This is a genomic window from Rhizobium tropici CIAT 899, from assembly GCF_000330885.1.
GTDB lineage: Bacteria > Pseudomonadota > Alphaproteobacteria > Rhizobiales > Rhizobiaceae > Rhizobium > Rhizobium tropici.
Window position 1 is genome coordinate 554,118 of sequence record NC_020059.1, and the last position, 26,601, is coordinate 580,718.

Annotated in this window: 24 protein-coding genes, 1 tRNA gene and 1 pseudogene; 13 read left to right on the top strand and 13 right to left on the bottom strand. The window is 60.2% G+C overall.

The window, feature by feature from the left end; all coding sequences use genetic code 11:
- The first annotated feature begins 148 nt into the window (after nt 1-148).
- The 3 genes from RTCIAT899_RS02720 (at nt 149) to RTCIAT899_RS02730 (ending at nt 2,626) form a co-directional block, all read left to right on the top strand.
- Nucleotides 149-799 (top strand): TetR/AcrR family transcriptional regulator, encoded by a 651-nt coding sequence (locus RTCIAT899_RS02720; RefSeq protein WP_015338692.1) that lies wholly within the window; start codon nt 149-151, stop codon nt 797-799.
- 125 nt (nt 800-924) lie between these two features.
- Nucleotides 925-1,623 carry an orotate phosphoribosyltransferase gene (locus tag RTCIAT899_RS02725; protein ID WP_015338693.1) on the top strand — a complete coding sequence of 233 codons (699 nt, stop codon included), beginning with the start codon at nt 925-927 and terminating at the stop codon, nt 1,621-1,623.
- A 76-nt stretch (nt 1,624-1,699) separates the two neighbouring features.
- A complete protein-coding gene (locus tag RTCIAT899_RS02730; protein ID WP_015338694.1) occupies nt 1,700-2,626 on the top strand; it encodes a carbohydrate kinase family protein in 927 nt (308 codons plus the stop codon).
- Nucleotides 2,627-2,904: 278 nt separating this feature from the next.
- Here the strand turns inward: RTCIAT899_RS02730 and pgi are convergent, their stop codons facing one another.
- Together pgi and RTCIAT899_RS02740 are read right to left on the bottom strand one after the other, a co-directional pair.
- The gene (pgi, locus tag RTCIAT899_RS02735; protein WP_015338695.1) at nt 2,905-4,530 is read right to left on the bottom strand and encodes a glucose-6-phosphate isomerase; all 1,626 of its coding nucleotides are present in this window, start codon (nt 4,528-4,530) and stop codon (nt 2,905-2,907) included.
- A 173-nt stretch (nt 4,531-4,703) separates the two neighbouring features.
- Nucleotides 4,704-6,401, bottom strand: a complete 1,698-nt coding sequence (locus RTCIAT899_RS02740; RefSeq protein ID WP_015338696.1) for a long-chain fatty acid--CoA ligase — start codon at nt 6,399-6,401, stop codon at nt 4,704-4,706.
- Nucleotides 6,402-6,748: 347 nt separating this feature from the next.
- Here RTCIAT899_RS02740 and RTCIAT899_RS02745 point away from each other — a divergent pair, with 347 nt between their 5' ends.
- On the top strand, nt 6,749-7,141 hold the full coding sequence (locus tag RTCIAT899_RS02745; RefSeq protein ID WP_015338697.1) for a PRC-barrel domain-containing protein: 393 nt from the start codon (nt 6,749-6,751) through the stop codon (nt 7,139-7,141).
- 57 nt (nt 7,142-7,198) lie between these two features.
- Here the strand turns inward: RTCIAT899_RS02745 and RTCIAT899_RS02750 are convergent, their stop codons facing one another.
- Nucleotides 7,199-7,594 carry a VOC family protein gene (locus RTCIAT899_RS02750; protein WP_015338698.1) on the bottom strand — a complete coding sequence of 132 codons (396 nt, stop codon included), beginning with the start codon at nt 7,592-7,594 and terminating at the stop codon, nt 7,199-7,201.
- A gap of 176 nt (nt 7,595-7,770) precedes the next feature.
- On the opposite strand from RTCIAT899_RS02750, the gene RTCIAT899_RS02755 reads away from it, so the two are divergent.
- Nucleotides 7,771-8,154 (top strand): YciI family protein, encoded by a 384-nt coding sequence (locus tag RTCIAT899_RS02755; RefSeq protein ID WP_015338699.1) that lies wholly within the window; start codon nt 7,771-7,773, stop codon nt 8,152-8,154.
- Nucleotides 8,155-8,173: 19 nt separating this feature from the next.
- Here the strand turns inward: RTCIAT899_RS02755 and RTCIAT899_RS02760 are convergent, their stop codons facing one another.
- From RTCIAT899_RS02760 to osmF, 4 genes and pseudogenes are all read right to left on the bottom strand, one after another.
- Complete coding sequence (locus tag RTCIAT899_RS02760) at nt 8,174-8,929, bottom strand: ABC transporter permease (RefSeq protein ID WP_015338700.1); 756 nt, start codon at nt 8,927-8,929, stop codon at nt 8,174-8,176.
- The gene (locus tag RTCIAT899_RS02765) at nt 8,926-9,864 is read right to left on the bottom strand and encodes an ABC transporter ATP-binding protein (protein ID WP_244441455.1); all 939 of its coding nucleotides are present in this window, start codon (nt 9,862-9,864) and stop codon (nt 8,926-8,928) included. Before RTCIAT899_RS02765 ends, RTCIAT899_RS02760 begins: the two co-directional genes overlap by 4 nt.
- A gap of 5 nt (nt 9,865-9,869) precedes the next feature.
- Entirely contained in the window at nt 9,870-11,036 is a 1,167-nt protein-coding gene (locus RTCIAT899_RS02770; protein ID WP_041677201.1) for an ABC transporter permease, read from the bottom strand.
- A 233-nt stretch (nt 11,037-11,269) separates the two neighbouring features.
- A pseudogene (gene osmF / locus RTCIAT899_RS02775) lies at nt 11,270-12,115 on the bottom strand (glycine betaine ABC transporter substrate-binding protein OsmF); the annotation flags it as partial.
- 507 nt (nt 12,116-12,622) lie between these two features.
- On the opposite strand from osmF, the gene RTCIAT899_RS02780 reads away from it, so the two are divergent.
- The 3 genes from RTCIAT899_RS02780 to RTCIAT899_RS32960 all read left to right on the top strand — a co-directional run bounded on the left by RTCIAT899_RS02780 (nt 12,623) and on the right by RTCIAT899_RS32960 (nt 14,832).
- Nucleotides 12,623-13,849: a LysR family transcriptional regulator gene (locus RTCIAT899_RS02780; RefSeq protein ID WP_015338704.1), complete on the top strand. Its 1,227-nt coding sequence runs from the start codon at nt 12,623-12,625 to the stop codon at nt 13,847-13,849.
- Between the two features lie 95 nt (nt 13,850-13,944).
- Nucleotides 13,945-14,157 carry a hypothetical protein gene (locus RTCIAT899_RS32955; RefSeq protein WP_135488137.1) on the top strand — a complete coding sequence of 71 codons (213 nt, stop codon included), beginning with the start codon at nt 13,945-13,947 and terminating at the stop codon, nt 14,155-14,157.
- 276 nt (nt 14,158-14,433) lie between these two features.
- Nucleotides 14,434-14,832, top strand: coding sequence for a hypothetical protein (locus tag RTCIAT899_RS32960; RefSeq protein WP_015338707.1), 399 nt, complete (start codon nt 14,434-14,436; stop codon nt 14,830-14,832).
- Nucleotides 14,833-14,908: 76 nt separating this feature from the next.
- On the opposite strand, the gene RTCIAT899_RS02790 is transcribed toward RTCIAT899_RS32960, so the two are convergent.
- The 5 genes from RTCIAT899_RS02790 to RTCIAT899_RS02810 all read right to left on the bottom strand — a co-directional run bounded on the left by RTCIAT899_RS02790 (nt 14,909) and on the right by RTCIAT899_RS02810 (nt 18,318).
- On the bottom strand, nt 14,909-15,208 hold the full coding sequence (locus RTCIAT899_RS02790; protein ID WP_015338708.1) for a putative quinol monooxygenase: 300 nt from the start codon (nt 15,206-15,208) through the stop codon (nt 14,909-14,911).
- Nucleotides 15,209-15,360: 152 nt separating this feature from the next.
- The gene (locus tag RTCIAT899_RS02795; protein WP_015338709.1) at nt 15,361-16,239 is read right to left on the bottom strand and encodes a glycosyltransferase family 2 protein; all 879 of its coding nucleotides are present in this window, start codon (nt 16,237-16,239) and stop codon (nt 15,361-15,363) included.
- Nucleotides 16,240-16,473: 234 nt separating this feature from the next.
- The gene (locus RTCIAT899_RS31625; protein WP_015338710.1) at nt 16,474-16,956 is read right to left on the bottom strand and encodes a hypothetical protein; all 483 of its coding nucleotides are present in this window, start codon (nt 16,954-16,956) and stop codon (nt 16,474-16,476) included.
- A 187-nt stretch (nt 16,957-17,143) separates the two neighbouring features.
- Nucleotides 17,144-17,219, bottom strand: a tRNA-Thr gene (locus RTCIAT899_RS02805).
- 139 nt (nt 17,220-17,358) lie between these two features.
- Entirely contained in the window at nt 17,359-18,318 is a 960-nt protein-coding gene (locus tag RTCIAT899_RS02810; RefSeq protein WP_041677799.1) for an NAD(P)H-dependent flavin oxidoreductase, read from the bottom strand.
- Between the two features lie 361 nt (nt 18,319-18,679).
- On the opposite strand from RTCIAT899_RS02810, the gene RTCIAT899_RS02815 reads away from it, so the two are divergent.
- A complete protein-coding gene (locus RTCIAT899_RS02815) occupies nt 18,680-19,927 on the top strand; it encodes a hypothetical protein (protein ID WP_041677203.1) in 1,248 nt (415 codons plus the stop codon).
- 184 nt (nt 19,928-20,111) lie between these two features.
- On the opposite strand, the gene ppk2 is transcribed toward RTCIAT899_RS02815, so the two are convergent.
- Nucleotides 20,112-20,993, bottom strand: coding sequence for a polyphosphate kinase 2 (gene ppk2 / locus RTCIAT899_RS02820; protein WP_015338713.1), 882 nt, complete (start codon nt 20,991-20,993; stop codon nt 20,112-20,114).
- A 273-nt stretch (nt 20,994-21,266) separates the two neighbouring features.
- Between ppk2 and phoR the strand changes: the two genes are divergently transcribed.
- From phoR to pstA, 4 genes are all read left to right on the top strand, one after another.
- Nucleotides 21,267-22,493 carry a phosphate regulon sensor histidine kinase PhoR gene (phoR, locus tag RTCIAT899_RS02825; RefSeq protein ID WP_015338714.1) on the top strand — a complete coding sequence of 409 codons (1,227 nt, stop codon included), beginning with the start codon at nt 21,267-21,269 and terminating at the stop codon, nt 22,491-22,493.
- A 198-nt stretch (nt 22,494-22,691) separates the two neighbouring features.
- Nucleotides 22,692-23,711, top strand: a complete 1,020-nt coding sequence (locus RTCIAT899_RS02830; protein WP_376766851.1) for a substrate-binding domain-containing protein — start codon at nt 22,692-22,694, stop codon at nt 23,709-23,711.
- A gap of 62 nt (nt 23,712-23,773) precedes the next feature.
- Nucleotides 23,774-25,255, top strand: coding sequence for a phosphate ABC transporter permease subunit PstC (pstC, locus tag RTCIAT899_RS02835; RefSeq protein WP_015338716.1), 1,482 nt, complete (start codon nt 23,774-23,776; stop codon nt 25,253-25,255).
- Nucleotides 25,252-26,586, top strand: a complete 1,335-nt coding sequence (pstA, locus tag RTCIAT899_RS02840; protein WP_015338717.1) for a phosphate ABC transporter permease PstA — start codon at nt 25,252-25,254, stop codon at nt 26,584-26,586. Before pstC ends, pstA begins: the two co-directional genes overlap by 4 nt.
- The last annotated feature ends 15 nt before the right edge of the window (nt 26,587-26,601 follow it).

The window sequence follows — 26,601 nt, forward strand, 5'->3', positions numbered from 1 at the left end:
GTCGCCGATTTTCCCAATCCGCCGATGGCGGCAATTGTCGAGATCTGCATTTCAAGCTCCTCCAGCACAAAATGTGATAAATTCTCTCATTTGCAAATGTGATAAACTCTCTTATATTCCTTGTCAACAGTGATAGGCAGGGAATGGAATGGCACGGGAACCGATCGCGAGACGCAGGCGCAGCAAGGACGAGGCGGGGACGCCGCGGCGCATACCCAGTCAGCAACGCGGTCGCGAACGCGTGGATCTGATCCTTTCTGTGGCATCCGAGCTGATTGCGAAAAACGGCAGCGATGCGTTGCGCATGGGTGAGATCGTCGAAAAGGCGGGCGTTTCCTTCGGCTCGCTCTACCAATATTTCCCCGACAAGACGGCGATCATCCGCGTGTTGGCCGAGCGCTTCAACGAGCAGGGCCGGCAATGCGTCGAAGACGAGCTGGTGGCGATCCAAAGCCGCGATCAGCTGCAGCCCGCTCTCGGCCGCATTGTTGATGGCTACTACGCCATGTTTATGGAAGAGCCTGTCATGCGCGACATCTGGCATGCGACCCATGCCGATAAGCTGCTGCAGCAGGTCGATGCCGAGGATATGGAATGGCATTCGCAGGCGTTTTTGACTGTCCTAAAACGCCTATGGCCGGACCGCGACGGCTCCGAACTTGCAAGAACAGCCCGGTTGACCATGCAGCTTGTCGCGGCTGCGGTGCGCTATGCGATTTCGATCGAACGGGAGGAAGGCGACAAGGTCATCGCGCTGTTCAAGGCCATGCTCCCTGCCGATCTTGGAGCACTGCGCTGATTGCCTCCGGTCGCCCTACAGACGGTGAGCGAGGGGATATCCGCAAAAGCTTTCATACGTCTGGAAACTCGGCCCGCTTGCTGCTATTGCCGCTGGAACATTAGCGCTCGCCAAGGAGGCCTTGCATGACCCAGATGATATTCACCGATCGCACTGTCATGGCTGAGCTGATGGCCAGGATGCTTTGGGAGATCAAGGCGGTCCACTTCAATGCCGACAAGCCCTACAAATTTGCGTCCGGCATGGCGAGCCCGGTTTATATCGATTGCCGAAAGCTGATCTCCTATCCGCGCATCCGCTCGACGGTCATGGATTTTGCCGCCAGCATCATCGTGCGCAATGTCGGCTTCGAGCAGTTCGATTGCGTTGCCGGCGGCGAGACGGCGGGCATTCCCTTCGCCGCCTTCCTGGCCGAGCGCTTGAACCTGCCGATGATCTATGTGCGCAAGCAGCCGAAGGGTCATGGTCGCAACGCCCAGATCGAAGGCGATATGAAGGACGGCGCACGCGTGCTCGTCATCGAGGATCTGACAACGGCCGGCGGCAGCATGTTCACCTTCATCGACGCGATCCGTGCAGCCGGCGGCATTGTCGATCATGGCATGGCGCTGTTCTACTACGGCATTTTCCCTGAGGCGGTCGAACGCTTCGCTAATCGGAAAGTCAGCTTGCAATACATCACCACCTGGCGCGAAGTGCTCGCCGTCGCCAAGGAGCAGAAGCTGTTCGACGACAGGACGCTCGAAGAAGTCGAAGCCTTTCTCAACGCGCCGCTCGCCTGGTCCGGCCGGAACGGCGGTATTTCGGAGCTGCCTACAAACTGACGCTTTGCTCTTGCACTGAAGCTATCTAATCGATTTATAAGACTGACACGACAGACGCGCTCTTTGGGAGGCCGGAATGATTTTGTGCTGTGGCGAAGCTTTGATCGACATGCTGCCGCGGGATACGACGCTGGGTGAAAAGGGCTTTGCCCCCTACGCCGGCGGCGCGATCTTCAACACCGCGATCGCGCTCGGTCGCCTCGGCATTCCCACGGGCTTTTTCACCGGCATCGCCGACGACATGATGGGCGAAATCCTGCGCGATACGCTCTCGGCGTCCAAGGTCGATTTCAGCTATTGCGCCGTCACGCCACGCCCGAGCACGATCGCTTTCGTCAAGCTCGTCAACGGCCAGGCGACCTATGCCTTCTATGACGAAGGCACGGCTGGCCGCATGATCACCGAAGCGGATCTCCCGACGCTCGGCGATGATTGCGAAGCGCTGCATTTCGGCGCGATCAGCCTGATCCCCGATCCGTGTGGCGGAACCTACGAGGCGCTGATGAAGCGTGAGCATCAGAGCCGGGTCATCTCGCTCGACCCGAACATCCGCCCGGGCTTCATCAAGGACAAGGTGGCCCATATGGGCCGCATCAGCCGGATGGCCGCCATGTCCGACATTCTCAAATTCTCCGATGAGGATCTGGAATGGTTCGGCATCTCTGGCAATCACGACGAACTCGCCGCCCATTGGCTGAACCAGGGTGCCAAGCTCGTCGTCATCACCAAGGGTGCAGAAGGCGCAACCGGCTATACCAAGTCGCTGAAAGTCTCGGTGCCAAGCGAGCGTGTCACCGTCGTCGATACGGTCGGCGCAGGCGATACCTTCGATGCTGGCATTCTGGCATCGCTGAAGATGAACAACCTGCTGACCAAGGCACAGGTGGCTTCGCTGAACGAGAAGGCTTTGCAGGACGCGCTGGCTCTGGGTGCGAAGGCCGCGGCGGTGACGGTGTCGCGCGCCGGCGCCAACCCGCCCTGGGCAAGTGAGATCGGGCTGTAGTCGTTCATCGGCCTTGAGGTGCGGAGAGGCCGCACCCCCTCTGTCCCTATCGGGACATCTCCCCCACAAGGGGGGAGATCATGGGGAGTTTGCCGCACATTCTGTGACGGGATGAAATTCTCTCAGAAACTTCGAGATTTGTTTGGTGCGAGAACGTGCCAAGCCACCAATCTCCCCCATGTGGGGGAGATGTCACGACAGTGACAGAGGGGGGTATCTCACCCCGCATTCAGAGGGATGGGATAGGGCAGAACAAAATCCACCCCATCCCACATTCCTTATTTCGCGCGGCTGGCCAGCGCAGCCACTAGCCCCTGCGTCGAGGAATCGTGGCCGGCAGCGCTTTCCTTGCCTTCGATGACCGGAAGCAGGCCAGTTGCCAGTTCCTTGCCGAGTTCGACACCCCACTGGTCGAAGGAGTTGATGCGGAACAGCACGCCTTCGACGAAGACGCGGTGTTCGTAGAGCGCGATCAGGCGACCGAGCGCAAAGGGCGTCAGCTTGTCATAGACGAAAGTGATCGACGGGCGGTTACCGGTGAAGACGCGGTGCGGCGCGATGAAATCGGCCTTTTTGTCGTCCATGCCTTTGGAGGTGAGCTGGGCCTTGGCTTCCTCGAAGGTGCGGCCCTTCATCAGTGCTTCCGACTGCGCCAGGCAATTGGCCATCAGCAGGTCGTGCTGATGACGCAGGTTCGGTTCGAAACCGTTGGCGGCGATCATGAATTCGGCCGGGATGATGCTCGTGCCCTGGTGGATGAGTTGATAGAAGGCGTGCTGGCCGTTGGTGCCGGGCTCGCCCCAGACGACCGGGCCGGAATTGCCCTCGACCGGGGTGCCGTCGATGGTGACGCCCTTGCCGTTCGATTCCATGTCGAGCTGCTGCAGATAGGCCGGGAAGCGCGACAGGCGCTGGTCATAGGGCAGAATGGCACGCGTCGTGTAGCCGAGCACGTTGCGATGGTAAAAGCCGATGAGGCCGAGCAGCATCGGCAGGTTTTCCTTGAAGGGAGCCTGGCGGAAATGGTTGTCCATCGCATGCGCGCCATCGAGGAACTTGCCGAAATTTTCCGGGCCGATCGCGATCATCAGCGGCAGGCCGATGGCAGACCAGATCGAGTAGCGGCCGCCGACCCAATCCCAGAAGCCGAAGACGCGCTCGCTGTCGATGCCGAAGGCGGCGACCTTGTCGAGCGCCGTCGAAACGGCTGCGAAGTGATGCTGCACGGCTGCTTCGCCGAGCGCATCGGCGATGAACTTGCGCGCCGTCTGAGCGTTCGTCATCGTCTCGATGGTCGTGAAGGTCTTCGAAGCGACGATGAAGAGCGTCGTTTCCGGCTTAACGAGCTTGAGGATATCGGCGATATGGGCGCCGTCGATGTTGGAGATGAAGTGCGAGCGCGGGCCGTCGTGGAAGGGGGCGAGCGCCAGCGTCGCCATGACCGGGCCGAGATCGGAGCCGCCGATGCCGATATTGATGACATCGGTGATCGCCTTGCCCGTCGAGCCCTTCAGCACGCCCGAGCGGATGCCGTCGGCAAACTTGCCCATGGCGGCCAGAACCGCATTGACGTCAGGCATGACATCCTTGCCGTCCACCAGCACCGGCTTGTTCGAGCGGTTGCGAAGCGCGGTGTGCAGCACGGCGCGATTTTCAGTGAAATTGATGGCGACACCTGAGAACATTTCCTCGCGCTTGGCGGCAACGCCGCCCTCGGCTGCGAGCTTCTCGAGCAGGGCAAGGATATCGTCGTTGACGGCCGTCTTGGAGTAATCCATCAGCAGGTCGTCGAACGAGGCGCTGAAGCGGGAAAAGCGTTTCGGATCGGCGGCGAAGGCGGCGCGAATATCCGTGGCCTTCGTTGCCGATGCGGTGCTCTTCAGTTGATCGACGAGGGCGTTCATGGGAGGCTCCTTGCGGTTCGCGCTGCTGGCCTTCAAAACCGGGCCAAGCGCTTTGAGTTTGGTCGCGAAAACTATTCCCTATGTAGGGCGTAAATCAAGTTCACCTATCGCCCAAAACGAAAAAAGCCGCTCGTGAAAAGCACGAGCGGCTTCCTGAATGACACGGAATTATGTCAGCCGCGCAACTCCTTGCGCAGGATCTTGCCGACATTCGATTTCGGCAATTCGGTGCGGAATTCGATGAAGCGCGGGCGCTTGTAATTGGTCAGGTTTTCAGCGCAATGAGCCTTGACATCGGCCTCGGTCAAAGCCGGGTCCTTCTTGACGATGAAGAGCTTCACCGCCTCGCCTGAATGCGGATCGGCCACGCCGATCGCAGCTGCTTCCAGAACGCCCGGATGCATGACGGCGACTTCCTCGATCTCGTTCGGATAGACGTTGAAGCCCGAGACCAGGATCATGTCCTTCTTGCGATCGACGATCTTGGTGTAGCCGCGCTCGTCCATGAAACCCATGTCGCCGCTGCGGAAGAAGCCGTCCGACGTCATGACGCGGGCGGTTTCGGCCGGCTGCTTCCAGTAGCCAGCCATCACCTGGGGGCCGCGAATGCAGATTTCGCCGACTTCGCCGAGCGGCAGGGAATTGCCGTTCTCGTCGCGAATATCGAACTCGGTGCCCGTGATCGGCAGGCCGATCGTGCCGGAGAATTCGGAACTGTCGAAACGATTGGCGCTTGCGACCGGCGAGGTCTCGGAAAGGCCATAACCTTCGGTGATCCAGGCGCCCGTCATCTTCTGCCACCGCTCGGCGACAGGCCGCTGCACCGCCATGCCGCCGGCAAGCGTTGCGGTATTGGACAGGTCAAGCTTGGTAAACTCCGGATTGTTCATCAGCGCATTGAACAGCGTGTTCAGGCCGGGGAACATGTCGAATTTGTATTTGCCGAGCTCCTTGATGAAGGCCGGTATGTCGCGCGGATTGGCAATCAGCACATTATGGCCGCCGAGCGACATGCCCATCAGTGAATTCACCGTCAGCGCGAAGATATGATAGAGCGGCAGCGCGCAGACGAAGGTCAGCTGTTCCGGTCGCGGCTTGTTGATATAGGCGGATTGCAGCCAGAGCAGCAATTGCAGCTGGTTGGCGAGCAGATTGGAATGCGTGAGGATCGCGCCCTTGGCAACGCCGGTCGTGCCGCCGGTATATTGCAGGAAGGCAATGTCGCTGCCTGTCAGTTCCGATAGCTTCAGGGGCAGACGCGAGCCCTCCGCGATCACGCTCTTGAAGCTGCGGTGGCCGGGAATGGACCAGGCCGGCACGAGCTTCTTCACCTTGCGGACGATCAGGTTGACGATATGGCCCTTGACGCCCAGCATGTCGCCGAGCGCAGTGACGACGACATGGCGCACATCCGTATGGGCCAGAACCTGCTCCACCGTATGGGCGAAGTTTTCCAGAACGAAAATCGCCTTGGCGCCGCAATCGCGCAACTGGTGCTCGAGCTCGCGCGGCGTGTAGAGCGGGTTGACGTTGACGACGACGAGCCCGGCGCGAAGAATGCCATAAACCGCGATCGGATTTTGCAGCACGTTCGGCATCATCACGGCAACGCGGTCGCCCTTCTGCAGGTCGAGGCTCTGCAGCCAGGCGGCGATCTTGCGCGTCTGCAAGTCGAGATCGCGATAGGTGATGGATTTGCCCATGCTGGTGAAGGCGGGTCTGTCGGCGTAGCGCGCGCAGCTTTCCTCCAGCAGTTCGGCGAGCGAGGCATGCTCCAGCGGCGGCAGCTCCGCCGGTACGATATCCGGGTAAGAAGCGAGCCATATTTTCTTGACCTGCGGCTTATCCGAAGGAGCGGAGACTGAATTCATGCGCATTTCCTCCTCTACGCACCATCACCACGCCCGGCCGTCACATGCGGCGGCTATGCAGAGTGTCATTGGACGATCAAAAAGTCTCCCGCTTTTCGCATCGCCGTAGTCTTGCTCTCAGATAAATCACCAGAGCACGACTGAAGCTACAATAACCTTGACGTAAACGTCAACATTTGTCCCGCGCTCACGTTTTTTTACAATCGTGAAAAAAGTACTGGAACTTTTATGACAACGGAGCGTTAATAGCGCCATGGGCTTAAACCCATCGGAGCATCGTGCTGCCTTAAAGAGCAGATCGGACGCTCCATAGTTTATGTGACGCGTATCCAAAAGGAGGTGCGCATATGCATAAAGAGAGTGCCGATTTCTCGGGTCGTGACCTTTACATCAAGGACATGTCGATGCTGGTCGCCTGCGACCGCGTCGAAGGGTCCAGGGTATACGGCTCGGACGGCAAGCAGATTGGTCATATCGAGCGGCTGATGATGGAAAAAAGTGATGGACGCATTGCTTTCGTCATTCTGAGCTTCGGCGGTTTCTTCGGCATCGGCCAGGAGCACTACCGGTTGCCGTGGGAGAAGTTGCGCTACGATGCCCGCATTGACGGCTATCGCGTCAGCATGACCAAGAACGACATCGAAAAGGCGTGCCGCTTCGCTGCCAAGGATGATCACGACCATAAGAATCATGGCCACAAGAGCCACGATTATTTTGGCGTGCCTCCCTATTGGATGTGAACGCGCTGGCGGAACTGCCGGATGCCCCGCCGAGGCGGGGCCGGCGTCTTGTTTGGGCTATTTAAACCGCCCAAGCCTTTGCACGACCTCGATCTTGTAACCATCGGGGTCGGTGACGAAGAACAGCAATGCAAAAAGCTTCCCATCACGATTGAGTTCGATGATCTTGCCCGGGTTGAGCCCGAGCTGGATCATGCGTGCATGCTCGTCCTTCAATTCCGCAACGGAGACTGCAAGGTGACCATAGGCATCCCCTTGCGCGTAAGGCTCGGTGCGGCCCTGGTTAACGGTCAATTCCAGTTCGAATCCGGTCTCGGCATTGCTGAGATAGACCAGGGTGAAGGTCTCGAAGGCAATGCGGTCGGCAACCTTGAGGCCGAAAGCCTTGTCGTAGAATTCGATCGAGCGCGCTTCGTCGAGCACGCGGATCATCGAGTGGATCATCTTGGCCATCGGCGTCTCCATAAATCGTCGGGGCATATCATTGCAGCCAATGCCATCGGCAGCCGGTGAAGGCAAGCATGGGGAAACTCGCCATGTCTCCAGTCGGGTATAGATCCGGGGTTTCGGGATTGCGATCGGTCTGCTTAACTCCCGGCGCTCAACTATGCGGCTCAAGGGGAGAAACCATGTACTATGCCATTCTGGCCTATCACGAGGAAGGTATCGTCGAATCCTGGAGCAAGGAGGAGGATGCCGCGCTGATGACGGAGCTTTTGGAGATCAATGACCGCCTGGTCGCGCGGAAATCGCTGGGGCCGGCGGCGCGTCTCGGATCGACCCAAAATGCCGTTACCTTGCGGGGCCCAGGCGCGGGAATGGTGACCGATGGACCGTTTGCGGAAACGAAGGAGCAGTTGCTCGGTTTCTACGTCGTCGATTTTCCAACGATAGAGGAGGCAATCGAGGCAGCGCGCGAATTGCGCCGCGTCAATCCGACCGCCGTTTATGAAGTCAGACCGATTTCGCTTTATCTGCCCGGCGCATCCCTGCCGTCAGGCGAAGGCAATTGACGGTAGGCTGTGATCGCCCTCAATCTCCGTGGGATTGGACGCCGATTTTGCTCGTGACCGACCGTTCGATCATCTCCATGCCGTCATAGATCAGCACCGCCATCAGGCCGACGATCAGGCCGCCCTGCAGGATGAAGGCGGTGTTGTCGTTGATGAGACCCGCGATGATAACCTCGCCCAGTCCCTTGGCGGCGACGGTCGAGCCGATCGTCGCCGTGCCGATATTGATGACGGTCGCGATCTTCAACCCCTCGATGATGAGGGGCAGGGCGAGCGGCAGCTCGACGCGGAAGAGGCGCTGCCAGCCGTTCATGCCCATGCCGTCGGCAGCATCGAGAACGGAGGCCGGCACCTGCTGCAGGCCCGCGACGGTGTTCTCGAAAATCGGCAGCAGCGCATAGAGAAACAGCGCGATGAATGTCGGGACGGCGCCGAAGCCGGTGGTCGAGATGGCAAGTGCCAGCACGGCAACGGGCGGGAAGGTCTGGCCGGCATTGGCGATCGCCCGCGACAGCGGCAGGAAATCGGCGCCGATCGGCCGCGTGACGAAGATACCGCCGAGCACCGCCAGAATGCCGCTCGCCGCGATCGAGACAAGGATCAGCTCGAGATGGCTGAGCGCCAGGCTCGGCAGGCTGTTCTGCGTATAGATCGGCGACGCTCCGAATTTGGTCAGCGGCGCAAGCACGGGCATCAGCCATTCCGGATAGAACAGCATGACTAGCAGCAAGGCCAGGGCCAGGACGCGAAAGAGATTGGCGGCGAGAAATCTCATGCTTTGCGGCCCAGCTCGATCAGATGCTGGATCGAGATCGAGCCGACGGGCACCTTGCGCTCGTCTTCGACCGTCGCCTCGTCTGCGCCCTGCCAGATCAATTCCGCCAAGGCATCGCGGAGATTGAGGGTTTGCGGCAGGCTGTAGCCGAGGCCTGCCCGTGGCGGCTGCATGCTTTCCTTCAGCGGCAGCAGCGACATCAGCTTCAAGGCACGGTCGGATGTGCCGGTCAACTGCTGCACGAAGGGATCGGCCGGCTCGGTCAGGATCTTCTCGGGCTCGGAGCATTGCAGCAGCTTGCCTTCGCTCATGACGGCGATCTGGTCACCGAGATGAAAGGCCTCGTCCATATCATGGGTGACAAGGACGACGGTCGTGCCGAACTGCTTCTGGATGGCGAGCAGGTCGTCCTGTGCCTTGCCGCGGATCACCGGGTCGAGCGCGCCGAAGGGCTCGTCCATCAGCAGCAATTCCGGTTCGGCCGCAAGCGCGCGGGCGACGCCGACGCGTTGCTGTTGGCCGCCGGAAAGCTGGCTCGGATATTTGCCTGCAAAGGTGCCGGGGTCGAGATGGAAGAGGTTGAGGAGCTCTTCGACGCGGCTGTCGATGCGCGTCTTCTCCCAGCCGAGCAGCTCGGGGACGGTGGCGATATTCTGCGCGACCGTGCGATGCGGAAAAAGCCCGTGCCCCTGAATGGCATAGCCGATGCGGCGGCGAAGCTCGGTCGCCGGCACATTCATGATATCCTCGCCAGCAACGGAGATGTGGCCGGCCGATATCGGCACCAGCCGGTTGATCATCCGCATCAGCGTCGATTTGCCGGAGCCGGACGTACCGACGATGACGGTGATCGTACCCTTTTCCATGCTCATGCTGACATCGTCGACCACGGTGGCATTGCCATAGCGCTTGGTGACGCCCTTGAGCTCGATCATGTTGGTCATGCGCGTTGTCCCCGGATGCTGTCGATGACCGCATCGAGGATGACGGCCGATGAGAAGGCGAGAAGGACCGTCGGCACGGCGCCGAGCAGAACGAGGTCGTTGGCCGTCTGGCCGATACCCTGGAAGATGAAGAGACCGAAGCCGCCGCCGCCGATGAGGGCTGCGACCGTCACCAGCCCGATCGCCTGCACCAGCACGATCCGGATGCCGGTGAGGATGACTGGAAAGGCAAGCGGCAGGTCGATGCCGGTCAGGATCTGCCGGCGCGTCAGCCCCATGCCGGCAGCGGAATCGCGCACCGAGGGATCGACGCCGGCAAGACCGACGACGGTATTGGCAACGATCGGCAGCAGCGAATAGATGATAAGCGCCACCAACGCCGGCGCCACGCCGATACCCTGAATGCCGATAGCGGCGGCGAAGGGCACGTGGGCGGCGATATAGCCGAGCGGCAGCATAAGAATGCCGAACAGCGCCAGGCTCGGAATGGTCTGCACCAGGCTCAACGCCCGCAGCACCACGGCGCGGAGGCGCGGTTGCCAGTAGCAAAAGATACCGAGCGGCAGCGCAAGCACGATGGCGATGGCGACGGAGCCGAGGGAAAGGAAGACGTGACGCAGCGCTTCATGCCAGAACTTGTCGGCGTTGTTGGCGTATTCCTTCATGATCGAAAGATTGTCGAGCAGGCCGGAACGCAGGACGATAGCGAGCAGAACGGCATAAACAGCGAGCGCCGCCACCCGCAGCCAAGGCGTCAGCCGCAGCTTGACCAGCGCGTCCGAAATCATCAACCCGACGACCCCAAGCAGCACCCAGAAGGACCCGCCGGGCGTAATGCGCGCCACGGTGCTGCCTGCCGGCGTTGCGGCCGTCGAGACTAGTCCGAGCGTGACGATCAGCGCAGTGATCGCAAGCGTGGCTATGCCGAGACGGATCACCTGATTGCGAAGGAAAAGCGCGGCAAGCGCTGCAGCAGCGAGTAGGGCGATCAGCATCAGCGCTGTCGGCTGGGCAATGAGTTGCGTCAGCAGTTGTGGCTTGCCGGCGGCGATGCGGTTTGCCTTGACGATGATGAACGGCATCCAGGCCATTGCCAGCCCACCACCGGCCACCAGTACCACTCCGAGGCGATCCACCCTGCGGACCGCTAGCGCATCTTCCATCAGGCAAGCTCCGTCAGCGCATGAGCCCAGAATTCAAGGCGGGTTCGGACAAGATCATGCCCAATTGAAACCCCGCGGCTCCACTTTATCAAAATGGAGCCGCCGGAGCGGATGATTTTAGGTCTGTCAGACCTAAAATCTGAATCCACTCCGGAACCAGAGGAGTAGAGCATGATGTCGTCCGAAAACCGTTTACACTTTTCGGCATCATGCTCGAGAGCAGCGTCAATGCCTTACTTCAGAAAGCCATTGTCCTTGAGGTAGGATTCGGCAACAGCCTTGGCCGGCTCACCATCGACCTGGATGCGGCCGTTGAGCTTGCGCAGCACGTCGGCAGTCAAGCCCTTGAAGATCGGTGCCAGTACTTCTTCGATCTTCGGATTGGCCTTCAGCACGGCCTCACGGATGATCGGTGTCGGCGCGTAGACCGGCTGCACGCTCTTGTCGTCCTCAAGGACAGTCAGTTCGGCGGCTTCGATGGCGCCGTCTGTACCGTAGACCATCGCGGTGTTGACGCCGTTGGTCTGGTCGGCCGCAGCTTTGATGGTCGCCGCCGTATCGCCGCCAGAAAGCACGACTTCCTGATCCGGCTTCAGCTTGAAGCTGTAGGTGGTTTCGAAGGCAGGCAGGGCCGCCGGCGAATTGACGAACTCCGAAGAGGCCGCGATCTTTATTGGGCCGCCGCCGGCGACCCACTTGCCGAAGTCCGACATGGTCTTCAGCTTGGCTGGGCCGGCGACATCGTTGCGCACGGCGATCGCCCAGGTGTTGTTGGCAGGCGACGGTGTCAACCAGACGACTTTGTTGGCGTCATAATCCAGCTTCTTGGCGAGATCATAGCCCTGCTGCAGGTTCTTCCAGGCGGCATCGTCGGCCTTGTTGAAGAAGAAGCCGGCATTGCCAGTATATTCGGCGTAGATGTCGATTTCGCCAGCTGTGAGCGCCTTGCGTACGACCGGCGTCGTGCCGAGCGCGATGCGATCTTGCGCCTTGATGCCATTGGCATTGAGCGCGGCGAGGATGATGTTGCCGAGCAGCGTACCTTCGGTGTCGATCTTCGAGGAGACGACAACGTCGGCGGCGCTGGCGCCACCGGCAAGGAGGGCCGTCAGCGTGGCGGCAAGTGCAAGCTTCTTGAACATGATGTTTCCCTTTGTACCCCGTTAAATCGTTTTTCTGCTTGCCCACGCCGCCTTGAAGGGCCGCAGTCCGGACGGGCAGGCTTGGCGCGGGCCGGCGGCCCACGAGCGAATTTGTGGCTGCTTCAGGCAGCTAGCGCTCATCGCGAAAAAGTCGATGCGCTTCGATACCCGTTGCAGTCGCGCGATTATGACGAGCGTACTCGACATTCGCGCGAAATTGGATTTCTTTTTTCGGGGGCAAGTGCGTTTGTTTTTGTTCCCCTTACCCGTTTGGCGCTGTTCCGATCTCATTTTGCGGCTGGATCAGTAGGGCGACAAAGAAACGATAGCTGTCGCTTTTCGGCTTAGGGATATCTTTTTTTGAGAACACGTCATATTGTCGGGATATCGTTGATATTGCTGTGGTCGAGCCAGGATGCGCGCCGCGGCTGAGGGGGATCTGATTTGTATCTCGGCGCATTGTTCGTAGCCGACATGGTGTTCTCCGTCGGCTCGGTGAGGGAGACCGCGCGGCGGCTGTCTTTTTCGGCATCGACCGTCTCCGGTGCCCTGCGTCGGCTCGAAACGGAGCTTGCCATGAAGCTTGTCGAGCGTGCCTCCGGTGAGCTTGCGACCCTTCTGGCGAGTTCCAAGGTTCAGAAGGGGCTGCAGCCCATTCTCAGTGGCATGCGCCAGCTTTCGACCCTGATGAAAGAACCGCCGGCTCCAAAGGACTACGACCAATGGGCCGCGCGCCTGCCACTGAAGATCGCCACCATCGAACGCTTCCTTGAGGTTGCCGATCAGGGCAGCATCAATCGCGCTGCCCGCCGCCTTAGACTGGGTCAGCCGCAACTCTCCTTGCAGATTGCCAATCTGGAGGAACTGTTCGGCTGCCGCCTGTTCGCCCGGCAGGCGCAGGGTTCCGTGCTGACGGAGGCCGGCCAGGAGGTTCATGCTATCCTCTCCGCCATAGCGCAGGCCTGGGACCAGATGAAAGCGGCAGCGGACGAGCGCTTCCAACGAACCGCCCGCGCCGTGCGCATCGGCTCGATCATTCCCACAGGCTCGGAAAGCTGGGTGGCGCGCTCGCTGGCGAGCCTGGTATCGCGCTGGAACATCGGCGGGAACAGCAACATGCTGTCGCTGCTGCTGATGACGGCGGATGATCTGCGCGAGGCGCTCCGATCCGGCCGCATCGATGTCGCCATTGTCGATTCCGTCTTCGGCCTCGACGCCTTCGAACATGTGGAACTGGTCGCCACGGACATGGTGGCGATCGCCCCGCCGGATAGCACGGAGCAGACCTTCGCCGCGCTCATGGAAAACCATCCGCTCTGCGTGCCGAGCCCGCGCACCGGCATCGGCAATGCCGCGACGGCCTTCGGTTACGACAGCCGCGACCGCCGCCGGTTTCGCGGCCGCGACATCACCTCGGCCGATTCCCTGCCCGTCATCGTCGATCTCGTCGCCAATCACGGCTACGTCTCGTTCCTCGGCCGGGTCAGCGCGCTTCCGATCGCCGACAAGGTCCGCATCGTCGATCCCGATGAGATCTTGCCGCTGTCCTATCACCTCGCCCATAATGGCCGTAAAGCCTCGGTTGAAGCGTGCCGGCTGATCCAGCAGGCGGTTCGCGAACTGGTTGGAGAGATGGGGACGACACGAAAGCGCTCGTCATCCCGCGGGTAGCGGAACAAATGCGGCATCTTTGCGTTTAGGTCGGTTAGGTTAGTCCGGGCGTACGCAGCCGGGGGGCGCGTTCGGCACCCAAGGAGAGACCATACATGAAAATTCTTGCAACGGCGCTTGTCGCACTAGGCATTATTGTTCTGCCCGCTACCTATGCCGAGGCGCGTGATCATCACCATCACCGCTGGCATCAGCACCATCATCGTGACTATCGCCCTCATCATCATGGCTGGCATCGCCATGAAGGCTGGCGGCATGGCCATGGCTATCACCGCTGGCACAGCAAGCCGCATTTCTCGCATGCCTGACGGCTGCGGACAGGCATGAAAATGGCGCCTTCGGGCGCCGTTTTTTTAGCCGCCGGTCAATTGCGTCCTCCTCCTTATGTCTTGGCGATACCGGTGGAAGCGCGCCGGCGGATGAGCCTGCGATCGTGATCAGGCGGGTCCGATGGCGAGGCCGCGAAAACGCCTGCTCCTCAAGGGATAGCGGAACTTTCGAAGGCGCTATTGCGTTTACTATATCGTCCGGAGGACGCAAGTAATCCGAGTAGCGTTTACGTCCGGCATTCAAGGAGGCTGGAAATGAAAATTCTGGCAACAGCGCTGATTGCGCTAGGTATGGTCGTGCTGCCGGCAACCTATGCCGAGGCGCGTCCTCATCACCATGGACACCACCATCGGGTGATCGTCCATCGGCATTATCATCACCACTATTATTACCGCCATCACTACTATAGGCCACATTACGGCTATTACGCGCCGTATTATGGCTATGACCGACCCTACTACAGCTATGACCAGCCCTACTATCCGTTGGGCGTATTTGGCGTATTTGGGGGCTATGGCGGCTATCGCCACCACCACGGTTGGTATGGTGGGCGCGGGTACCATCACGGCTGGTATGCCGGCGGTCATCGCGGATGGCACGGCGGCGGCGGCCATTGGCGCTATTACAGCGAGCCGCATTTCTCGCATAACTGAGGGCCTGTCCGATGGCAGAACGGCGCCTTTCGGCGCCGTGTCGGGATAAGTTTAGAAGCTGTCCGGCAGTGTTGGTTCATGCCGGATTAAGCACGTGAACGGCGCGACCGGCCATAAGATCCTTCACCTTCTCGCCATAGGCGGCCATATGGGCGGAGGCGGCATGCGCCTTCAGCGCCGCCAGGCTTTCCCATTTCTCGACCACGACGAAAGTGTCAGGCCCAAAGGCAGGATCGGCCCCTTCGACATCCACGACGGCGGTATATTCGATGCAACCGTCTTCGGCGTGAACGGCCGGAACGTTCGCCTGGAAAGCTTCAAGCACCTCGGCGCGTTTGCCAGGATGGGCGATGAGGATGGCGAGTACGTGAATCATGGAGATGTCCTAGAAACGATATTCAATACGGATGGGGAATGGCGGACGCCACCGGATGTGTGGCCGGTTTCAACCATTACCACGGAACACGTCCGTCCGAACGCCAAACTTCAATTTTTATCGCGCATGGGATTCTTGCTGGATCGCGGCGTTCACATCCGATTGATGTATTTCGGATCGAGCGATCCGCTCAGCAGATGGCTGACTGCAAGGAGATTGCCCTGCAGGCGACCGCGCCGGTCGATATAGGGCGGCGGATTGACGGAGCCGACGACATTCGAGGCAATATTGCCGCCCATCAGCTTCAGCGCCCATTTCAGCGATACCGAGCGCTTCTTGACGAGATAGAGCGGATTGGCGACCTGGGAGTACCCAAGGCGCAGGCCCGATGTGCGCCCGGCCTTGACGCCGAGATGGACGCCACGCAGGCGATTGAACCTGACGATCTTGCCGAAAGGACGCAGCCGCCGGCACAGATCGACATCTTCCTGCCAGGCGTAGAGCGGCAGATCCTCGTCGAAATAGATACCATTTGCCAGCATCGCTTTTCGGCGGAAGATCATGTTGCAGCCATAGGCGTTATGCGTGGCCTCGATCGTCGGTGCCGGAAAGGGAGTGGCATCGGCTGCGAGCGCCGCATCCGCTTCGTCCGCCGTCAGGCCTGGGCCAAGGATACCGTCACGAACGACTTCGCCGGTCGCCACGACGATATCTTCATCCGCCTCGAATAGGGCTTCCGTCTCGGCAAGATAGTTCGTTGCCGGGAAGAAATCGTCATCGAAGAAGACGACGACATCTATGCCGACAGCCGCATCGATGATGGCATTGCGCTGCGGGCAGCTTCCCTGCGGCGAGGAGAGGATCGTCACCGGAAACGGCGCTGAGTTCAAGCGCGCCATGTCGATATCGTCATCCTTGGTCGGACACAGGAAGAGGTGATCCGGCTTGCGCGCCTGTGCCGCGAGCCTGTCGATCATCGAGGCGAGGATCGCCTTGCGACCGCATGTCGCCACGCCAACGGCAATTTTCATGATGCACCCCCGACCCTTATCCCAAGGTGCACAAAACCATCGAAATCTGAATCTTTGGTTGTATTAATCGCCTGCATTCAACGCATCGCCATAAAGCTGCTCTATCCGCCGGCGGCGAGACGATCAGGCTTCGGTCGAAGGGGTGTTGTGACGGCCGCCGTCGGGCTGCAGGGCCGTCAATTGCGAAAAGCGCTTCTGGCCGATTGCGGCCGCCGGCGCCTGTTTTAAAACGGCTTACTTGAAATCGCTGGGTGCGTAAGGCTTGCATTTATAGGGTGTTGAGCCTTCCTTATCCCGAACGACGGCATTCCCTTCGGGATCAAGCTTCAAGGTCCAGGACGTTTGCAAGCCGTTCGACCCCATGAAACCGCCGATGAAGGTCACGTCGTCTCCTTGTCGATTGAACCCGGTGACACCGCCAAGGTGGCGTTGATATTCCTGCGGACGCATGACGACGCCGACGAGAGCCGCTGATCCGGTGGCCGCTGAAAGGCCGTATCCGCCGTTTGGCGCGCAAGGCGTCATGTCGGAGACGAATGGGCCGCTGACGCAACTGAGGATATGGCCGAACTGCTTTTTTGAATTCAGGTGCACGTATACATCAGCGTCGCCGTCACCTTTGCAGAGGAGATGCGTTGGCTTCTCTGGAGAAGCTGCCAACGCCATTCCAGCGGCGATCAGATAGGCGGCGACAGCGATTGCATTCGTGAGCTTCATGGAGGTCTCCGGTTCAGGCATCTTCAGCTCACACTTTCGAAACGTCGAGCGCAATCCATTTTGTTCTTGAGGACATCGATCCCCGAATAGGGAGCTTTGGATTGCGACATTGCAGTCATGACCGTAGAGCAAAAGGCGCCCAAGAACGGCAGTACGGACAATTCGATGCTAAGTGTTTGGAAACAAGTGGTGCCGCTTACGTGACTCGAACACGTGACCCCATCATTACGAATGATGTGCTCTACCGACTGAGCTAAAGCGGCATTCTGCGGAGCATTCGGTTCGGCCCCGCGATTTGCATGGCGCTGATACAGTCTATGCGGTCAGATTTCAAGCGCTCAAATTGCCATTTGGCAAAAAAGCGAGGGGACTTGTGAAAATAGCCCCGCTTTTCAGTGCCGGTCAAAGCGCCAGCCGGGCGCGTGCGTGTCGATATTCTCTCTCCAGCCGATCGACGAGAGCGGATACGGGCTGGATGGATTTGACGGCACCGATGCCCTGGCCGGAACCCCAGATGTCCTTCCAGGCCTTCACGCCAGTTGTGGCGGCCTCGAAATCCATTTTGGAAGGGTCGGCCTCCGGCAAGTTGTCGGGGTCGAGGCCGGCGGCGCGGATAGAGGGTTTCAGGTAATTCCCGAGGACACCGGTGAAATAGTTGGAATAGACGATATCGGCAGCTGTGCCCTCGACGATCGCTTGCTTGTAGGCGTCGGCCGCGCGGGCCTCCTCCGTGGCGATGAAGGGCGAGCCGATATAAGCAAGATCGGCGCCGGCCGCCTGGGCGGCCAGGATGGCACCGCCCGTAGCGATGGCGCCGGCCAGGAGCAGCGGCCCGTCGAACCACTCGCGGATTTCCTGCACCAGCGCGAAGGGGGAAAGCTGGCCGGCATGGCCGCCGGCGCCCGCAGCAACGGCAATCAACCCGTCCGCACCCTTGCGGATCGCCGAATTGGCATGGCGGTTGTTGATGATATCGTGCAGCACGATACCGCCATAGGAATGCACGGCCGCGTTCACTTCGGGCACGGCGCCGAGCGAGGAAATGACGATCGGCACCTTGTATTTCACGCAGAGCATCAGATCGTGCTCCAGGCGCTTGTTTGACGTATGGACGATCTGATTGACCGCAAATGGAGCTGCCGGACGGCCCGGATTTGCGGAATTGTGAGCGGCAAGATCCTCGGTGATCATCGCAAGCCATTCGTCGAGCTGGCTTTCCGGGCGCGCGTTCAGCGCCGGAAACGAGCCGACGACGCCGGCCTTGCATTGCGCCAGCGTCAGTGCCGGATGCGAGATGATGAAGAGGGGTGAGGCCACGACCGGCAGCCGCAGGTGCTCGGTGAGGATCGAGGGGAGGGTCATGAACATCATCCCTTTTGACGTTTACGAAAACGTCAAAAGGGATAGCAGATGTCTGCGGAGAGGGGAAGATGGAGGGAGAAACAGGCAGTAGGCAGTGGGCAGCAGGCAGTGGGGATCGGGAATGCGAATTGAGTGATAGCGATTGACCGTCTCCGCAATTGGCGCTTTTGCCTACTGCCTACTGCCACCCCATTTGTGTCGTCTTTGCCATTTATCCCCGCCCGAGTGCCGTTAACCCAAGGGGGAGGCTTGCGTATTGCAGAACGGGGCGTTACCGAATCCGGTTAACGATTGATGAAAATGCGGCTGCCTTGCCAGCGGGCTTTGCAAGTATGGTGCGAGTGAGCGTAAAGGATCGGATGTGAGCGGATTAGAAACGGCCATCAGAAGCGCGTTGGATCGGTCTGATCGCGCCAATCCGGAAATCCGGGCTCGCATCTATCAGTCGGCACGGCAGGCGTTGGAAGCCGGTCTTCGCAAGCAGGACATTACCGATGTCAATGTCGTAGCCGCCCAGCGCCAGCGCCTGGAGGCGACGATCCGCGAGATCGAGGCCGAGGAGCGTGCGCACGCCGCGCAGGCGATGCCGGTTTCGCCGGAGCTCAGTACTCCCAATGTTTCGCCGTCCGCACCCCGGCCCGAAGCCGGGCAGTCTCCGCAGCGGCCGGAGCCGGTCATGAGCGTGCGTGGGGAAACGCGCGACCCGCCGATGTCGGCAAATGCCGCTGCACCGGTCGAACCGATGTCGGTCGAGCCTGGGGGGAGGGGGGATGATTTCGGCGATATGCGCGCCGGTCCCGCCGATCATCTCGGTGCTGACAGCGATGTAAGACCAACCGCCGCCGCCGCGCCGGCCGCACGGTCGATGAATTTCAAGCCCGAGCGCGCCGCCGTGCGCCGCAAGCCCCGCAAGTTCTTTTCGCGCCTGCTGGTCTTCTGCATCCTGCTCGCCTTCCTCGGCGTCGGTGCCTGGTGGATCAAGACCTCGGGCGTGCTGATGTCCGCCTCCCAGAGGGATACGAGCGTGCCCAACCCGCCGGCACATGTCGATTCGCAGGATTTCAGCGGCAACAGCAATGATGAGGACACGTCGGATCAGGATGACAATAGCGGCCCGGTCAATCCGGGCCTTGCCACCATCGATCCGCAGAACAGCTTTTCCGCGGAATGGCTGGAGGTATTGAAGCCCACGGACGCGCCGAAGGTTACCACCAGCCCGCAATCGAAGGCCGAGAACGTATCGGAGAACGAAGGGCCGGCTGTGAGGCTGACCTCGCTCAGCAGCGGCCCGGACGGCAGCGGCTCGATCGAGGTGCCCGTCAATGTACTGCAGCAGATGGCCGGCAAGGCCTCGACGGTGGCGCTGACATTGCAGTCCACCTCGGATGCGCCGACGCAGATCACGGTGGAGTGCGATTTCGGTTCTCTCGGCCGTTGCGGCCGGCATCGTTTCACCGTCAGCCGACAAAAGACGGATTCGCTGTTCCAGGTTAAGTTCGATCGCGCTATGGCGCCGACCAGTTCAGGGCGCCTGATCATCAATAGCGATGTCGATGGCAAGGCCCGCGGCGTCAATATCTACGCCATCCGCGTCCTGCCCGGGCAATAGAGCAGTTCCAGCAAAAGTGCGAAGCGGTTTTGCGTCTGGAACTGCGTAAAAACAAGAAGATAGAGCGTTTCCACTTTTCTTTGAATCGCGAAAACGCTCTATGCTCTTATTTCCCAACGCATTCCTGACGGAAAACCGCTTCGCACTTTTCCTGGAAGTGCTTTAGGCCCGGGCGTCGAACTCGTCAGGCGAGGATATCCGATCCCATCCCGAGGATGTTCTCGTCGACCTTGCCGATGGCTTCCTTGTCCTTGCCGTCATAATCGAGCGTCAGCAGAATGTGACGGATAAGGTTCAGGCGCGCGCGCCGCTTGTCGTTGGCGCGGAGGACGGTCCAGGGAGCGTGGTCCGTATGCGTATCCTTCAGCATGCGGTCGCGCTTTTCGCTGTAATCCTTCCATTTCGGCAGGGCGGCGATATCCATTGAGGAGAGCTTCCAGACGGCGCGTGGATCGTGGCGCCGGTCGTGGAAACGCTTCAGCTGCATCTCCCGGCCGATATCGAGATAGAATTTGAAGAAATGGATACCGTCCTGGACGATGAGCTTTTCCATCCTGGGCGCCTGCTTCAGGAACTGCTCGTATTGCTGCGGCGTGCAGAAGCCCATGACCGGCTCGACGCCGGCGCGGTTGTACCAGGAGCGGTCGAAGAGCACGAATTCGCCCGCCGTCGGAAATTGGGCGACATAGCGCTGGAAATACCATTGGCCGCTTTCGCGGTCGGTCGGCTTCGTCAGCGCCACCACGCGCGCCAGACGAGGGTTCATATGGGCCGAGGTTGCGGCGATCGAGCCTCCCTTGCCGGCGGCATCGCGTCCCTCAAAGAGCGCCATCACCCGCTTGCCGGTCGCCTGCAGCCAGAACTGCACCTTGATGAGTTCGATCTGCAGCGTTTTCAGCTCATCGAGATACTCGTCTTCCTTCAGCTTCTTCTTGTAGGGATAACCGCCCGAGGTCAGCGCCTCGTCATCGATCCAGCTCGGAAGCACGGGGTCATCGACATCGAATATGCGCTTGATGCCGTGGATATCCAGCTCCACTGCCCGGCTCTCTGTCTTCTCCCCCATATGTCGGCTCCTCGGCTGTTTACATGGCGTTAACCCTGCCGCCGGAGGCGGCAAAAAAGCTTCGCAAGGAAACTGGCGCTTTTATTCAATAGTTTCAAGCCCTTTGCCTCAGCCATCTTTTGCCGGCTACATTTATTTTTGCCGGTTACTGGCTTCTGTGGATAGAGCCGAATACTTCTGTCATGAATCGCAGATAAGACGCGGAATCCAGCGTTCCATGATGGCAGGCGAAGGACGGCGCAGTTGGAAGACGAATGGTCATTTGTCAGGAGGTTGGCAGTTCGGCTGCGGCAGGAGAGTGCTATCCTGGTTCTGGCGACGCTGATTGCCGCGCTCGCCCTCGTCGAAGGCATCAACACCGGCGCCGTATTCTGGATCTGGGCGATCGTCATGATCGTCACGCTCATTCGTCCGCCGCTGGTCGAGCGAGTGGAGGTGCCGTCACAAGCCGAAGCTGCGCCTGCCGATGCGCAAATCCTGTTGCGCACCGCCTTCGCGGGAGTGGCGGCACTCGATATGCCGGTACTGATCATCGACCGCGAGGCGTCGGTGCTGGTGCAGAACATGGCCGTCGAAAAAGCCTTCGGTGCCTTTCCGATCGGCGCACATATTTCCTCCAAGCTGCGCTCGCCGGGTCTGCTCGACATGGTGCGCGAGACCATCGCCACCAATACGCCGAACCAGATCGAGCATTCCGAGCGCCTGCCATCGGAGCGGGTCTATGTCGTGCGCATCGCGCCGATCGATCTGCCTGAGATCGACAGGCAGGAAGATGCGCTCTTCCTGCTCTCGTTCCGCGACATATCGGAGTTGCGCCACATCGATCGCATGCGTTCGGACTTCGTCGCCAATGCCAGCCATGAATTGCGCACGCCCCTGGCATCGCTGCGCGGCTTCATCGAGACGATCCAAGGCCCCGCCAAAACCGATCCGAAAGCGCAGCAGCGTTTCCTCGGCATCATGTTCGATCAGACGACCCGCATGAGCAGGCTGGTGGACGATCTTCTGTCGCTGTCGCGCCTGGAGTTGAAGTCGCATATCGCGCCGGATCAGAAGGTGGATCTCGTCCCCTTGCTCGGCCATGTGCGTGACTCCCTCCTGCCGCTTGCGGGGGATCTCGACGTGACCATCAATCTGCATTTGCCGGTGGGCAAGGTGGAGGTATTGGGGGATAGAGACGAGCTGGTGCAGGTCTTCGAGAACCTGATCGAGAACGCCTGCAAATACGGCCAGGAAGGCAAGTCGGTGGAGGTTTCGCTACTCAGCGGTGCCGGCCAGGCCGTTGAAGTGGTCGTCTCGGACAAGGGGCCGGGCATACCCGCAGAACATGTGCCGCGCCTGACCGAGCGCTTCTATCGCGTTAACGTTGAGGACAGCCGGTCCAAGAAGGGGACCGGTCTCGGGCTTGCCATCGTCAAGCATATCCTGACCCGCCACCGTGCCAGGCTGATCGTAAAGTCGGAAGTCGGAAAAGGAACCGATTTTACGGTTCGCTTCTGACAAGTTCCTCGCATCCTCATTCGGATGGCGATTTACACAAACAATATCAGATACATAATCTGTCATAATTGTTTCACTCGCCTGACATAAAAGGGCGGTGTTTTCGCCAGTAAGAATGGACTGCTGAAAAAGTGGATGTGCCTCCACCTCGGCGCTCTTCAAAGCTCATCAGGGGGATTCGTTGTGAATGCTTTGAAAATGTCCGTTCTTGCGCTGGTTGCATCGGTTGCCCTTGGCGGCATTGCAACCGCCCGCGATCAAATTCAGATCGCCGGCTCATCGACCGTATTTCCATATGCCAAGATCGTTGCCGAAACCTTCGGCGAGACCTTTACCGATTTCAAGACTCCTGTGGTCGAGTCCGGCGGCTCCGGAGCTGGCCTGAAGGAATTCTGCAAGGGTGTCGGTACGGATTCCATCGACATCGCCAATTCGTCGCGCCCGATCAAGGACAGCGAAGTCCAAGCCTGCAAGGCCGCCGGCGTCACCGATATCCAGCAGATCAAGATCGGCTATGACGGCATCGTCTTTGCCTTCGACAAGAGCAATCCAGACATCAGGTTCGAGCCCGTCGATCTCTATAAGGCGATTGCCGCCGAAGTGGTCGTCGATGGCAAGCTCGTCACCAACCCCTACAAGAAGTGGTCTGAAATCAATCCATCGCTGCCGGATTTTGAAATCGCTACCTATATTCCGGGTGAGAAGCACGGCACGCGCGAAGTCTTCGAAGAGAAGGTGCTTACCGCCGGCTGCAAGGCTTCAGGCGCAGCGGATGTGATCAAGGCTGCAGTTTCGGATGCCGCTCAGCAGGCGAAAAAATGCGTTGCGGTGCGCAAGGATGGCGCCGCCGTCGATATAGACGGCGACTATCCCGAGACGCTGGCCCGCATCAATGCCAACAAGCACGGCATCGGTGTGTTCGGCTTGTATTTCTTCCAGAACAACGCCGACAAGCTGAAGGTTGCCACCGTCAGCGGCATCGTGCCCTCGGGTCAGACGATTGCCGATGGCACCTATCCGGTATCGCGGCCGCTGTTCTTCTACGTCAAGAAGGCCCATCTGGGTGTCATCCCGGGGCTCAAGGAATATGTCGATTTCTTCACGAGCGATCAGATGATCGGACCGGACGGCCCGCTGGCGGAATATGGCCTCGTGCCGGCGCCGGATGCTGAGCGCGACCAGATCCGTAAGGATGTCGCGGTCGGGAAGATCATGTGAATGCTGAAGGGTCAGGCACCGGTGCGGCTTTCCGCTGTACCGGCGTTCGCCGGGGAATGGGAATGAGTGTATCGCTGCTGCTGCTCTGCTTGTCGGTCTTCGGCGCCTCCGCTTTCGTGCTGGGGCGGGTGAGGGCGGCTGCGCTGTCGGGTGGCAGGTCCTCGTCCATGCATTCCCGGCTCGGCTATCACGGTGCCTATGCCGCTATCTGGGCGGTGCTTCCGCCCTTAGCGCTCGTCTGCGTCTGGCTGATTGCCGGCCCCATCGTCATCGACCGCCTGGTAACGAAATCTTTCCCGGAGGAGGTTCAGTCTCTTCCACCGGCCGAACTCAATCTCAGCTACGGCATGGTGCGCAGCATCGCCCGCGGCATGCGCATGCTCGATAGCCAGGAGCTCGCCGATGTCGATGGAGGCAAGACCGATCTTCAGTTGCTGCTGGCGCAGAAGGGCGTTCCGCTCGCCGTTCGCCCCACGGGCTACATGATCGACGCCGCCAACAAATATAATGGCATGCGCGAAGTGAGCCGCATGGTCATGTCGGCGGCGGCGATCGTCCTATCGCTGCTTTGCGCAGCCCATGGCCTTCGCGCCATCGCCCCACGTTTTCGCGCCCGCAATCGGGTCGAGCAGGTCATTCTCGGAGCGCTGATCGTCGCTTCCTCCATCGCGGTGCTGACGACGGTTGGCATCGTCGTTTCCATGCTTTCCGAAGCGGCGCGTTTCTTCAGCATGGTGCCGGCCGGCGAGTTCTTCTTCGGCACGGTCTGGGACCCGCGCTTCACCGGCGCCGGCACGCAGACTTCAGGCACCTTCGGCTTGATCCCGCTGCTGGCGGGCACGATCTATATCGGGCTCGTCGCCATGCTGTTTGCTGTGCCCATCGGCCTGTTCGCGGCGATCTACATGGCCGAATATGCCTCGGCCCGCGTCCGCTCCGTCGCCAAGCCGATGCTGGAGGTCCTGGCCGGCATTCCAACGATCGTCTACGGCTTCTTCGCGGTCATCACCGTCGGCCCCTTTCTGCGCGATATCTCAGCCGAGATCGATGGCTTGGTGACGGGCAACTATAAAAGCTTTATCGAAGCGCAGAGCGTTCTGACGGCCGGCTTCGTCATGGGCGTGATGCTCATCCCTTACGTTTCCTCGCTGTCGGACGATATCATCATGGCCGTGCCGCGCTCGCTGCGCGACGGCTCGCTTGGCCTCGGCGCCACGCGGTCGGAAACGGTCAAGCGTGTTCTGCTGCCGGCCGCCCTTCCGGGCATCGTCGGCGCGCTTTTGATGACCGCGTCGCGGGCGATCGGCGAAACCATGATCGTGGTGCTGGCCGCCGGCGTGGCCGCGCGCATGCAACTCGATCCGTTCGAGCCGATGACGACGGTCACAGTAAAGATCGTCAACCAGCTGACCGGCGATCTGGAATTCACTTCGCCGCAGACGCTCGTCGCTTTCGCTCTCGGGATCACGTTGTTCTTCCTGACGCTGTGCCTCAACGTCTATGCGCTCTACATCGTCCGTCGATATAGGGAGCAATACGAATGAGCGACGTCGTATCCTCCTCTCAGTTCAACATGCCGCGCGGGTTGACGCCGGGTGCATCCGTGCGCCGCGATATCGGCATCAGGCGACGCTACGCCGCCGAGCGCCGCTTCCGCGCCTATGGGATTACCGCCGTCATCTTCGGTCTCGTCTTCCTTATCATCCTGGTCTCGACCGTGGTCCGCACCGGCTATACCGCCTTCGTTCAGACCTCGATCACCCTGCCGATCGAATTCTCCGAGAAGGTGATCGACCCCGCAGCCAAGCGCGCCACCGATCCGAAGGTTCTGATCGCTGCCAACTACCCGGTACTGGTGCGCGACGCGCTGGTGAAAGCCTTGAGCATCGATCCCGCCAATCGCGCGCTCGTTCGTGCGGCGACGGCGATGGTGTCGGACAGTGCCAGGATCGCGCTGCGCGATAGGGTCATCGCCAATCCCTCGATCATAGGGACGACGCAGAACGTCACCTTCCTTGCCAGTTCCAATATCGATTCAGCCAACAAGGGCCAGATCGATCTGACTGTCGATGAGAAGGATCGTAAGATATCCGACCGCCAGGTCACCTGGATGAAGCAACTCAGCGAAAGCGGTGCGCTCTACAAGGCCTTCAACAGCGGTCTCTTCCTGTCGGGCAACTCGAGCCGGCCCGAAGCCGCCGGGCTCGGCGTCGCTCTGATCGGCTCGTTCTACCTGATGCTGACCGTTCTCGTCCTTGCCTTGCCGGTCGGCGTCGCCGCCTCGATCTATCTGGAGGAGTTCGCACCGAAGAACCGGCTGACGGATTTGATCGAGGTCAACATCAACAATCTCGCGGCTGTCCCATCGATCGTCTACGGCCTGCTGGGTCTCTCGGTCTTCATCAACATGATGGGACTGCCGCGCTCGGCCTCGCTGGTCGGCGGTCTCGTGCTGAGCCTGATGACGCTGCCGATGATCATTATCGCCACACGCTCGGCGCTGCGGGCCGTGCCGCCGTCGATCCGCAGCGCGGCGCTCGGTCTTGGTGCATCGCGCATGCAGATGGTCTTCCATCACGTCCTGCCGCTTGCGATGCCCGGCATTCTGACGGGCACGATCCTCGGGCTTGCGCACGCGCTTGGCGAGACTGCGCCGCTGCTTCTGATCGGCATGGTCGCCTTCGTCGCCAACTATCCGGCATCGCCGCTCGATCCTTCGACGGCGCTGCCGGTGCAGATCTACATGTGGGCGAGCGAAGCCGAGCGGGCCTTTGTCGAAAGGACGTCCGGCGCCATCATCGTGCTTCTCTTCTTCCTCGTCGCGATGAACATCGGCGCCATCCTGCTGCGGCGCCGCTTTGAGCGGCGCTGGTAAGGGAGGGCGCACGAA